General features: G+C 32.1%; 4 protein-coding genes. 1 reads left to right on the top strand and 3 read right to left on the bottom strand.

Translation table 11 applies throughout. The features are described from left to right. Positions 1–1,055 precede the first annotated feature (1,055 nt). Positions 1,056–2,207, bottom strand: a complete 1,152-nt coding sequence (locus ETSB_RS02630; protein WP_044106110.1) for a glycosyltransferase family 4 protein — start codon at positions 2,205–2,207, stop codon at positions 1,056–1,058. Between the two features lie 158 nt (positions 2,208–2,365). Beyond that, a complete protein-coding gene (locus ETSB_RS02625) occupies positions 2,366–3,613 on the bottom strand; it encodes an MFS transporter (protein WP_044106107.1) in 1,248 nt (415 codons plus the stop codon). 1,732 nt (positions 3,614–5,345) lie between these two features. On the opposite strand from ETSB_RS02625, the gene dnaK reads away from it, so the two are divergent. After that, the gene (gene dnaK / locus ETSB_RS02620; protein ID WP_044106105.1) at positions 5,346–7,259 is read left to right on the top strand and encodes a molecular chaperone DnaK; all 1,914 of its coding nucleotides are present in this window, start codon (positions 5,346–5,348) and stop codon (positions 7,257–7,259) included. 564 nt (positions 7,260–7,823) lie between these two features. Here dnaK and ETSB_RS02615 read toward each other — a convergent pair. Next, positions 7,824–13,757, bottom strand: coding sequence for a translocation/assembly module TamB domain-containing protein (locus ETSB_RS02615; protein WP_044106103.1), 5,934 nt, complete (start codon positions 13,755–13,757; stop codon positions 7,824–7,826). Between the last annotated feature and the right edge of the window lie 117 nt (positions 13,758–13,874).

Below are 13,874 nucleotides of genomic sequence, written 5' to 3'. Positions count from 1 at the left end.
ACGGGCAGCCATATCCAAAATTCGATTATCGCAAGTAACACTTAAAACAGTGCGGCTTTATGCTTCAGTTAATTATTAAATTAAATTAACCACATTATGACCATATTTGCTATAAAAGTAAGCATTAAATTTATTAGCTAAAAATATTTTTATTTTCATTAATTAAAGTATGTGTAAAAGTAACCAAATATAATTTATTATATTTGGTGAAAAACGTGATAAATATTATTATAAATATCAACTAAAATCTATTTTTTTCTACTAACTCCTGTCCTAAAACTTTTAAACTACCTATTTGTAGTGATTTAAATTTTCTCATTAAGGTCGATGAAGTTATTTCTTATAAACTCAGATTTATATTTAATAATTGCCGCTTTTCTGCCCTGTTAAATTTAATCTCTATTAAATTGAAGTATAATCAGTTTGTTTAAATCAGCTTATCTAAAAAGATATTAATATTTATAATGATGCTGACATATTTTTTTCTCTAATTATTTATTTTTTTTAAAAAAATGTATCTGCCGTATCAATTGTTTAAAGTTGACCAATAGGTATCATATCATGAATATAGCACATTAATCATTTTATATATTATCATTATAATTGATAATATAATTGCTTTAACTGTATTCTTGTAAAGAAATTTTGATAAAGTAAAATTCAGGATAAATAAAACAGAACTTAAAATAACTACTCATTTTTAAAAATAATATTAATCAATAGGAGTATGTACTATTTTAATGTTGTATGTTTTGCTAAATAATTGTTCATCTCTATATACAAAACTCAATAAACAATAATAGTCTTTATTCTAAATTCTATGATCTTTTAGTAATACCAGTATACTTGAGACAATCGTCCATCGCTTTTCTGGAAAGAGGACAAAGAAAGCGATGGACGATAACTTCAGAATAATTCATTCTAATTTGAGTAACATTACACTAGAATGTATAGTTCTATTATAGCTTCAAATTTTCTATGGAGAGATTTCAACGGAGTAATTCACCGAAAATAAAGATCTCAATTTGAGACGACAGTTACTCTTTATTCAAAATTTAAAATAAAGAACCCAGGATAGTAAAACTCGACTGTTGTAGTACTTGAGTATATACTTGCTCCAAATGGATAATGTTATCACTGAGGTTATATTTTTCCAAAACTCGTTGTCGTGCTTTTTGCCCTAAAAGTTTAGTGATATCGGGATGATCTTGAAATAGGGGAAGCAACGTTTTCAATTGAGTGGTCACGCCCTGGGTATTAAGCACAATTCCTGCTCCATCAGCTAAGACTTCTCCGTCTGCCCCCGCATCTGTCGCTACACAAGCTAATCCACAGGACATGGCTTCAAGAAGGGACAGAGACAACCCCTCCACTAACGAGGGTAGGATAAATATATCAGCTCCCCGTAGGATGTCGATGCGTTGTTGTTCATCAGCGACAAAACCTAACCAATGAATTCCACACTCGGCTCCGTAAAATAGTTCTAACGAGGTTTTTAAAGGACCGTCTCCCACTATAAGTAATTGACTTTCCGAGCCCATTTTAGTATGTTTCCAAGCCTTGAGTAAAGCTTCAACATTTTTTTCGGTAGCGATGCGTCCTACATAAACAAAAAGACGTTTAGCAAAAAACTTAGATTTAAGGTGAGAAACACCAGGAGAATATTTGTCTGTATGTACCCCATTGGGAATCACCGCTAATTTTTCAGTGGGAACTCCTAGTTTAGTTAGTAAATTTCGTTGTAACTCAGAAAAAACTATGACTTTATCATAGTGAGCCAAAAATGGTGCATAAAATTGATAAGTCAAAAATTGAGTACTTGATTTAAGATTACGAAGTTTACTATCAAAGGCAGGATGGAAGGTTGCTATTAGAGGCAAATTGAGAGCTTGACAAATTTCAGGAAGTCGAAAATCTAAAGGGGAAAGGGTTAGAGAAGCATGAACTAAATCAGGTTTTAGATCTTCCAATGACTGCATCAAAATTTTGTTTGATCTTGGCGTTGGAATCGTATAAATTTGGGATTTATATAGAAAGGGAAGAAAAACTTCTGGACAATCAGGCCAATTAGAAGAATGGACTTCCTCTTGAGCAAAATGAAGAAAACTAACGTTATATCCTCGATCTAGAAGGGCATTAGTCACTTCTCTACCATAGGTAACATTTCCACAAAAAGGTGATTTTTTTCCTAGCCAAGCAATATGCATTCAGATAAAGAGATTTAATTAAGTTAAATAGATTAAATATACCCTAAATTAACATTTAATTACATTAGTGTGTAGAGAAAAAACCGATCTTAAAGCTATACATTTTAAAATTAATCTCTAGAAAAAATTAATGGGATTAATTATTCAGCCTAATTCTTTTACCGAGAATATAAATCCTTTCCCTGTCCTAAAGCAAAACTTAGGGAATGTTTGAGACTTTTATTGGACTGACTCATAAATATTATCATGGCAATGGTAGCCAAACTACCAGCTAAAGCAAACATGGAACGATAACTTATCATTTGTTCTAAAATTCCCAAAACTATACCAGCTATGGCTAGTCCTAAGTCAAATCCTCCCATACATACCGAATAAACTCGAACCCGTTCAGAAGGAGAAGACCGCTCAGAAATAAGTACAATCATCGTGGGAATTAGCATTCCCGCCCCCATTCCTTCAAAAATGGCTCCTAGGAGTAAGTCTCTGGCACTGTGAGCTTGGGTTAACAAACCCATAGAAATTGCGTAACAAACAAGACTAACAGTAATAAATAGTCCTCTACCATAGCGATCAGACATTTGTCCCGAAACAACCCGCATAATGAAACTCGCAACGGCAACGGTAGTGTAAAACAATCCGGCACTTAATCCCAAGGCAGTTCTCCGTAAAAATAACGGTAAAAAAGCCACTAATGTCCCGAAGACTAATCCAATCAATAATAGAATGAGAGCCGGAACCAAAATCGAGGGACTACTTAACAATTGTCTAAAATTTCGAGGAGGTACATCAAATATCGTTGAGTTTACGTTTATGTCACGATTACGGGGTTTTTCCCGAATCTGAGAAGCGAGTAGATAACCCCAAAATCCGATGCCAACAGTTGTTAAAAAGAACGATTGGTATCCCTGAGACTCCTTTAAAAAAGTACCCATAGCTGGACCAATTGCCATACCAATTGGAGCTCCTAAATTCATATAACCTATGAATTGCCCTCGCTGTTTGATAGGAGATAAATCTATGACCAAAGTACTATAACCGGTGGTAAAAGCAGCTAAACTGATGCCATGAAAAGTACGAATAGCCATCAGTGGCCAAACAGACTGAACTAGAAGATAACCGATAGGAGCAAGTGTGGCAACTAACATACCAATGCGAACCACCAATTTACGACTATACCCATCAGCTAAGTATCCTAACCCAGTGCGAGAACAAATTAACCCAATAGCAAAACTTCCCATGACTAATCCAACTTGAGTCGTTGTCCCCCCAATATCTTCAATGTAAATAGGTAAAGTGGGAAGAAAACTTGTCAAATTAGTCCAAAATAGTAAGTCTATACTAAATAAAAATGAAAGGTTACGTCGTTTATCTTGGTCAAGAGACTTAAAGGTATTAAAAATAGTCACTGGTTAAAGTTGGCCGATAAGGGGGTTATTTTAGTTATTATTAATATATAATCATCAAAATAACCCTAAAAGTTACCATGAGTAAAATTTAATCTTTGTCTTAAGAAGACTTAACAAAAACTGATATCTAAACAAATCCCCTGAAAACGATAATCAATCACCTCCGGAGTAATTCCAAGTACAAGGAGGTTAACAGGGATGTATCTAGAGAGTTCCCCAAATTTCTCGATATTTTCAAAAAGGTACTAGTATCATAATTCTAATGGTCAATTGCTCGAAATACTCTAAACACCGGATAGATTCTCAGGTTGAGATGAGTCGATAATCGAGATTTGTTCCCTTTGTATAGATATCCTGATTTTGAGCAGAAAGGATCAGAGATTTTAAGGGCGAGCTTTTGATCGAAAGATAAGGAAGATCAATAACTTCTATCTATAAAGCTTCATACACCTGAGCATTAGTTATTGCCTTGAGTTTTTAGATTTTAAAGAAAGCTTTTTCAATCAGAAAGTATTTAATATTTACTTCGAAAACTTAAAACCCTAGAAAACAATAGCCAGTTAAATGTTTGAATGAAGTTAGAGTACAATTCAAGTGAATTATAAAAAAGGTTCGAGTTACATAAAAAAATACCAACTGCTATGGTATTCCATGACTTTGGATAGTAATGTATCCACTGATTTATCAAATTACTAACTAAAAAACTTATAGAATTAAATTCTCAGAGTAAATACCAAATAGCTGAATTTAGTTGATCAACATTGATCTAAAAATGTAGGTATATCTAAATAAGTTTTACTATACAGACAATAGTGGAGTATAAAATTATGAAAAAATTTTATACGCAGAAAACACCAGAAAATATTTGTTAGATTCTTCTTTAAAAGAGTAGTTGCAATAGAGATTATAGACATTCGTATAAAAGCCTTAACTTTACGAAAATTATCAAATTTTAAATTAAAGAAAAGAACTGATTTATTGGTTAAATACTATGTATATTTATAGAAACATATGGCAACTATATGTACTACAATAGTAGGTATATCGTTCTTTAAATTAAGAATATTAAAGAATAAAAAGTAAATTTTTACCAATATACGAATGAAACCTAACTATTACTTTCAAATATTTTCATGAAAAGAGAGATTTAAGATAATTAACTAAAACAAATAAGCTCTGAATATTAGAATATAATAAATTTTTAGTATTTTATGATCTATTAATCATAATTATAAGATGTAGCATAATGAGCTATTAGCTAATAAAAGTATTGTATATTTTCACCAAGAAACAGTACAAAATATTAATAATGAAATTAAGTTAACTAATAAAGATTACTGATATATCCGGGAATCTTATCTATTTTTATTACAAAGTCTTTAAGATAATCATCAAGTTAGTGCTACAGCTAAACAAAAAAATGTAATTTTTTTGTTTAGCTGTATTTCAAGATAATAGTGTTATTTCTTATTCATTATAGAAATAAATTGCGTGAATTAAATACTTTTTATACCAAGTTGACTTGACCTTTTACCTTTGTCTTTGTCTTTTTGCCTGTTTTTCCACCCGTCATATTAGGTTCGGAAAACTACACTACCGAAGACTGACCCACTGCCGTCACTATAGATATAGGTGGCTGAACTTACCTAAGATAATCCCTAAAATATTATATGGTTTTTATTCAAGTTCAGTATCAGTTCATTTTTATAGTTATCTTGGAGTTGCGTTTAATATGGGAAAAATTGTTGGAATTGACTTAGGAACTACTAACTCGTGCGTGGCGGTTATGGAAGGAGGAAAACCTACTGTCATTGCCAATGCTGAAGGGTTTCGGACCACCCCCTCAGTGGTAGCTTATACCAAGAATGGTGAGCGCTTAGTAGGACAAATTGCTAAACGTCAAGCGGTGATGAACCCCGAAAATACATTTTATTCCGTTAAACGCTTCATCGGAAGTAAATACAGCGAAGTCAAAACTGAAACCACTGAAGTCTCCTACAAAGTTGATAAAGACAGCAATGGTAACATTAAATTAGATTCTCCATCGCAAGGCAAACAATTTGCCCCTGAGGAAATTTCTGCCCAAGTTCTCCGTAAATTAGTCGACGATGCGAGTAAATATTTAGGAGAAACAGTTACAGAAGCAGTTATCACCGTTCCCGCATACTTTAACGACTCTCAGCGTCAAGCGACCAAAGATGCGGGAAAAATTGCTGGAATTGAAGTAAAACGTATTATCAACGAACCTACTGCAGCATCTTTGGCTTACGGGTTAGATAAAAAAAGTAACGAAACTATTTTGGTATTTGATTTAGGGGGAGGAACATTTGACGTTTCCATTCTAGAAGTCGGTGATGGTGTTTTTGAAGTACTAGCCACTTCTGGAGATACCCATCTAGGAGGAGACGATTTTGACAAAAAAATTGTGGACTACTTAGCTGCAGAATTCAAGGCAAAAGAAGGAGTAGACTTAAGACAAGATAAACAAGCTCTACAACGTCTGACAGAAGCCGCAGAGAAAGCAAAAATTGAACTATCTGGCGTTACTCAGTCCGAAATTAACCTTCCTTTTATCACAGCTACTCAAGAAGGACCCAAACATCTTGATACAACTTTAACACGAGCTAAATTTGAAGACCTCTGTTCTGACTTAATTGATCGTTGTGGGATTCCTGTAAAAAACTCCATGAAGGATGCTAAAGTCAGTAATAGTGATATTGACGAAGTTGTTTTAGTGGGTGGGTCTACTCGCATTCCTGCTGTACAAGAATTAGTTAAAAAAATTTTAGGAAAAGACCCCAACCAAGGAGTTAACCCAGATGAAGTGGTTGCTGTAGGTGCAGCAATTCAAGGGGGGGTCTTAGCTGGAGACGTTAAAGACATTCTGCTCCTTGACGTAACACCCTTATCTCTTGGGGTAGAAACCCTTGGTGGTGTCATGACCAAAATTATCCCCCGTAACACTACTATCCCCACCAAAAAATCTGAGGTATTTTCCACCGCACAAGATGGACAAGCAAATGTAGAGATTAGCGTTCTTCAAGGAGAACGGGAAATGTCGCGAGATAACAAAAGTTTAGGAACTTTTCGTCTTGATGGTATTCCTCCTGCACCCCGTGGTGTTCCTCAAATTGAAGTTACTTTTGATATTAATGCGGACGGTATTCTTAATGTAACCGCAAAAGATAAAGGAACAGGTAAAGAACAGTCTATTAGCATTACTGGGGCTTCTACCTTAGCTGATACAGAAGTTGATCGCATGATCCAAGAAGCTGAAGTAAATGCTGCAGCTGACAAGGAGCGTCGAGAGAAAATTGACTGCAAAAATGAGGCTGACTCTTTAGTCTATCAAGCCGATAAACAACTCAAAGAGTTGGGCGATAAAATCCCTGCAGCTGATAAAACTAAGGCTGAAGGATTAATTAGTCAACTCAGAGAAGCTATCAACAAAGAAGATGAAGACACCATCAAAACCGTTATGCCAAATTTACAGCAACTTCTCTATAGTATTGGTACTAGTGTCTATCAACAAGCTGGTGGACCAACTTCTCCTGAAGGCGCAACACCTGGAGGTGGTAAAGGTTCCAGGGGTTCTTCCGAGGGTGGCGATGATGTAATTGATGCTGAATTTTCAGAAACTAAATAATTCACTTCTCGCCTAGTTCAAGTTTTGGAAACCCTGACCTTTTACAAGTCGGGAGTTTCAAAACTTATTGAACTGAAACTTTATTCTAGCAAGAAAAAACCTCAAGAAACAAAACGTAAGTTTAACAAAATTTTAGATTGATTTAATTTTACTTCGTAGGCTTTTTAAAATTGAAATAGTTAGCAACTAACTTAAAATATTTTAAAAATTAAACAAAAGTATTTGTATTTTTTATTATTAACTTTCTAGTTAAAATTATTACTTATACTCATTTATTTTAAAAAAACTTTTCCATAATTTAGAATTAAAATATAAGTTAGCTTTTACTTTTGCTGTTCTTAAACAATTGTTAATAGTTGCTATTTAGGATGTTCGTCAACCTCGTTATATTTCAGCTCAAAATATTGAGAATAATGACTGTGTTTTTAGAGCTAGCCGAACTCACTTTAAATTAGTGATGGAGAGATTATTAATTTTTATAACTATTCACTATCACCTATTTTCTGTTTTTGGCTGAAAGAAGTGGATGTTTGACGACACACACGATCTGAGTTTTAAATTGTATTAAAATTTATTCTCATAACGGATGATTACCTCATTAAATGAATAATCATAGGAAAAACGAATCAGTGAATTATCTTCAAGTTCATAAACTTTTTCTAAGACTGGATATAAGCGCAAATTTCCTATGTCCCATTCTTTTCCCACTTGATTCGTTGTTTCATTAAGGTCAAAAAGCCAATCTTGTAAGAAGGGAAACAAGACCACTGCCACTTGAGGTAGTCCTGCTTCCACTAATTGGGCTGAATTTTGTTGTTGTAATTGTTCGACTAAATTAGGAAGTTGTGTCCCCAAAAGCGTTAGAAACTCACTCCTACTTAAACGAGGACTACTAGAAAAAGAAACAATGGGAGATTGGAGTAAGTCTTGAATTGAATTGGTTCCTAAATTATTGATCTTGATACAGTTAGCTAATTGTCTTAATTTATTAGGATCAATTGCTGAAGTTTGGGGAATAGGACGATAATGATCTAGCCGTAGTTTACAAACTTCTTCTAATTTGGCACCAAGATTAGGAAGTAATTGGTTGGCATCTCCTTTTATTCCTAGGGTAATTTCTACTGATTGGGAACGACCACTTTGGACAATATCATCAGCTACTTCATTAAGATTAATTGCCCTTAAAGCAATATTCAATATATAAAGTTTAAATTCTAGATCAATATAAGGATTCAATAACCCTTTCTGTGGTAAAAAGGTGATAGTATTATTAGATTGACGAGGGATAAAAACACGAGTAACAGGAATATCCACTTTTCCACTATTGATGTAAACTTTTCCTGACGGTTTTAAAGCAAGTAATCCGGGCAAAGAAAAACTAGTTAATTGACCGCTTAAACTTAAATTTCCACTAACGTTGAAAACAAACTTGGGGCTAATATTTTTCTGCTCAACTGCCACTTCTTTAATTGAAACTCTAAAGTCATTAAATTTTGGAAGAATAACAACTTCTTCCAGGTAACTAATTCTTCTTATCCACTGTTCTAAAATTAGTGATTCTGTTTTTTTAGAAAAATTAAAAATAAAATTAGGAACTATAAACTTACCTTGATTTAACTGTATTTCTCCTTCAATGACAGGGCTAAAAACTGTTCCCTTAATGTTTATTAAGGCATTAGTAATTCCTTGGTATAAATTATTAGAGTTGATCTTATTTGTGTTTAAAGTAACGCTTAAAGGAATGGCACTATCAGTATCCTCAAGCGATGAATAAAACAATGGTAGTACTCCGGTAGTATTAACAGTTATTTCTCCAATTTTACCTATCAATTCATTTATTTCTATTTTTCTATTTTGTATAGCTATTTTTCCATTCAGAGTTAAAGTGTCTGGCAATAAATAACTTTTAAATATTATTGAGTTAAAATCTAAAATTGACTGACTATTAGGATCAAAACTGACTTTTACTTCATTGTTAACAGTAATTTTACCACTCAGATCAATATCTATTTTTCCCTTCCCTTCAACCCAACTTACTTGTTCTTGAGTTAAAATTTCTAATAGAGAAAATGCTTCAGTTCCTAGTAGAACATTAATTTTAAATCGATTGTCATTATTGATCTTAATAGGTAAGGGAAGATGAGCATAAGCTTGAATAAAATCTGGCTTATCTATTTGTAGTTCTAATTGTGCATTACTATAAGTAAAATTACCTTGAAAACTTTGTCTAAGTAATCGAGCATTAATAACTACTTTTTCTAAAGAAAATATCCCATTAATTTCTGGTTTGATTAAACTTCCAGTGAGGTTTCCTGCTATATCAATACTACCATTAATATCCCCAGGAATAGCTATTAAGTTACGTACTGTTTCTAAAGTTAGATTGTTAAGACTGAAAGTTGAAGGTTGTAAGTCAAACTGATTGTTGTCATAAGTTAAGTTAAGATTAGCTTGAATTAAACTTTCATTAAGTTTAATCATTGGATTTATGTTAATAATTCCATTTTCTAGATTTCCTTTGATTGCTAACTTTTCGAGAGAAATTACTGGAGAATCTTCGAGAACAAACCCTAAGGGATTAATGATAGAGGAAGTTGGTAGTTGAGATATCCATTCCCAATTTTCTCCTTCAAATTGAAAGGTTATTTTTGGAGCTTCAAGAGTTCCTGATAAGGAAATTTCTCCATTAAATTCACCTTGAATATCTAATTCTCGTGGTAATTTGCTACCTTGTTTCTCAATAGCAATTTTACTGATTTTTTGATCATTTTCCCACAACTGATTGACCTGCTCTGAAAGTAGCGTATTAATATTGCCAACTGGTTGAGGAATTACTTGTTTAAAATGTGTTAAAAAATCTTTTTTAAATTGTATAAATCGTAAAATACTGTCAAAATCAGAAATTTTTAGTATATTTAAAAGTTCTTGAACATAACCTTTATCTACTCGTAAATTTCCTTGAATTTCTCCTGTTTTTAATGCGATCTCTCCCCCAATATTATAACTACTCTGTCCTAATTTTAAAGTGGTATTTGTTAAAGTTATATAGTCATTCTGATAAACCCAATTAATTTGTAAGTTATCTCCAAAAACTTCACCTAAGTTAGGATTAATAATATCCAACTTTCCTCTACCTGTTAAAGTTAATGAATCAATTTCTAAATCAAGATTAACTTTACCCCCTAAACAATCAGTTAAACCATAATCACTAATTGGGAACAATTTTAATTCTTCTAAGGGGAAGTTTTGAATGTTAGCAACTAAGCGATCACCTTTAAGATTTCCTTTGATAGTGATTGGAGATAAATTTTCGTATTTTTGGCTGATTTCAAAGAAATGTGGTATATAAGGGAGCAAACAGTTTTGTTGCGAACAGGAAGTAAAAATGGCAGTAATAACATCTTTTTTTCCTCGTAAATCAAGGGAAATCTTTTTTCCAGTTACTAAATTAATTTCTCCCTTTAAGATTGATTCAAAATTTAATTTATTAAAGGCAAAATTTGATAAAATTAAGTTTCCTTTTATTTTTAAATTGCCATCAAATATAGAAGAAGTTAATAAATTTTTTCCAACTATATTACCTTTAAATTTTACTTTTCCTGCTAAATTAATGGCTTGGGGTAAAAGCTGTTTATAAATAGGAATTTTAGATAAAAATTTTGTAATAGGTAAAAATTTTAAATCAGCTTGGGTTTCAACATTTAAATTGATAGAAGTAATATCAGGACTGTTGAAAAGATTAGTTAGTATTAAATTTCCATTAGCTTTTATATTTTGTTGTCCTATTTTTATTGATATATTATTAGCTTCAATAGGAATTATAGAGTCAGATGATAATAACGATTCTAAAGTTCCTGATAAGTTTATTTCTGCATCAACTGGTTCAATTATTGTTTTCGTTGATAATTGATTTTTCCAGCTTGATAAACTTAGTTGATTAGCAATAATATTGGCTTGCCATTTATTATTAATTAATTTAATTGATGTGGTAATTTCTTTTTTAGCAACTCCGAGTTCGAGCTGACCACTACCCTGCACTGTATTTAAATCAAAAGCTAGTAAATCAGGTAAATTAGCTATTAAGTTAATATTTATTTTTTTAACTTTGATAGGAATAAAAAATTGTGGTAAAAGATTAGGAACTGATAGAGGGATAGCTATCGCATTAACAGTTATTTGTTCTTGGTTTAATTTACTAATAGCTGTAATAGTTCCATCAGCGAGCTTAAACTGCATGTCAGCATTTACTTGAAAGTCATTAAAGTTGGGAGTTTTACTCAAAGATAATAGCGATTGTAGACTACCTAGGAAGTTAATCTTACTGTTAATCAATTGAACAGGAATAGCTAGCTGAGGGACAAATTGATTGAGGGATAAAGATCTCAGCTCAGCGTTTCCTTTAAAAAATCCATTCTGCCAGGTCACTTGGACATTCAGAGGACTTTTAGCTATTTCTACTTCTAAATTAGAATCACTTTTAATCGCATTAACATCAATGGTTGATTCCTGTAAAATTTCTTCTATATTTCCTGATAAATTTAATTGATATTTTCTTAATGTAACTGGGATAAAAATATTAGATAATAATAAATTGAAAGGTATTTCTAATCCCGTTACTGATGTCGTAAATTTAGCTTGTTGTAACTGACTATTAATAATAAGATTACCGTCGTCTAATACTAAGGCTAAATTAGATGATAAATCAACCGATTTTTTCCAAGGTTCATTAAGATTACCTCGTATTTTAACTTTGGCAGTTTTTAGAAAAATATTATCAGGACATTTTATTAATTTTACGCTACAAATGGTTGAAGTAAATGGAGTTAAATCTAGAAGAGTAGAATTTAAGTAAGCTTGCCATTTTTTACTTTCAAGATTTACACTACCATTTATACTTAATCTCCCTCTTTGGGTTGCTAGTTCTATATTTTTAATATATACATTATTCTTGTCTATTAAAATATTACCTTTACTGATAATTTGAGTATTGGTTCTGTTCAAACGTCCAGCTGTATTCCATTCTATTAAACCTTTGGGATTGGCAAAATTCCCAGTTATATTCCCTTGTATTTTTAAGGGATTTAATTTTACTTCTCTTGGCAATTTATAATAGTCATTAACTAATTTTTTACCTGGTAGTTCAGTATTGAAAACTAATTCAAAAAGAATATCGTTCCAATCAATTGGCTTACCATTAATAAGAGATTGAATAATTTTAGGTTTAGCTATACCTTGGGCAGTAATCCACCCCCCGACTTCAGGGATAATTAATAAATCTTTTAATAAAAAATTATCCAAATTGCTTTGAAAATCAATAGTAATATTCTTAAGTTTAGTTTGAGCTATTTCTATTATTTGTTTATTTTTTATTTTTCCACTTAGCAAAGGAGCATTAAATGTTCCTATTAAATTCAATTTAGCTTGTAATTCTCCCTTAACTTTTATGGGTAATTTAATTTGGGATATTTGCCAAATATTTTTCCCGCTTAAACCACTAATATTAGCTTCTAAATTAAATCCAGTAGTCCAATCATATTGACCGGATAAACTAGTAGTAATATTGCCTAGATTGACCTGAGTTTTTTTAATCACAATTTTATTTTTTAAAAAAATAAAATTAGCAGCTATTTGAAAAGGTTCTTGAAAAGATTTAATTTTTCCCTTAATATTATCTAAGCTAACTTCACCTTTAGCTTTAGTTTCAGATAATCTTTCAAGAGAAGGAAAATTAAAATTGAGATCTGCTTCGATATTTCCTTGATCTAATTGAATAGGAGAATTAATAATAAGAGGCATTAATCTGCTAAAATCAAACTTAGAAACAGCTAACTTTACTAAACTTTCTTTAGTATCAATAACTGTTGTCCCTTCGAGAAAAATTTTACTACCGAGCAAGGCTAAATCAAGATCATAATCCCACTTTGCTTTCGTAACTTCACTATACTTTACTTGTCCATTGATAGTTGTTACGAGAAGATTATTTGTACTTCGAGGAAAGACATTGATTGCAACATTTGTAACATCAAAAGTAAGGTCTAACTTTAAAGGAATAATTTCATCTGTTATCTCTCCCCTAAGTAAATCTCCTTCAGAATACTGATGTAACTCAACTTTAACATCTTCAGGTACAACTTTAATCACTAAAGTTCGTTTGAATAAAACAGCAACGGGATCAAAATGAACAACAACACGACTAGCCGTAAGTTGATTAGGATGCTTAGAAGTTTGTGGTACAGAAGTAGATCCTAGATAAAGACGAGTTAGAGAAAAACCTTGAAGTTCATCAATATCAACAGGACGATTAATCAAGTAACTAACTTGTTTTTCTAACCAAGGAGGAAGATATTTTTGAAGAAAAAGACATAACCCCGTGTAGCCAATGATAATAATGGTTACAGAAGCAAATCCGATCGCGACACTATACGGGTTTTTAGCTATTTTTAGCAGACGAATCAAATAGTTTGACGTAGAATCAGGAGGAAGAGGCGATTGACTCATGGAGGTTTCTTAAAGGTTTAAAAACAATATCAAGTGTAAGGAGACAACCTCAGTCAAAGAATTTGGTAACTAATCTAACTTACTAAAGTGAAAAACTGGATCATCAATCCGATGAAC

Source organism: cyanobacterium endosymbiont of Epithemia turgida isolate EtSB Lake Yunoko (genome assembly GCF_000829235.1).
Classification (GTDB): Bacteria; Cyanobacteriota; Cyanobacteriia; order Cyanobacteriales; family Microcystaceae; genus Rippkaea.
The sequence above is the reverse complement of the archived record's forward strand: the minus strand, read 5'-3'. Positions and strand labels throughout refer to the sequence as shown.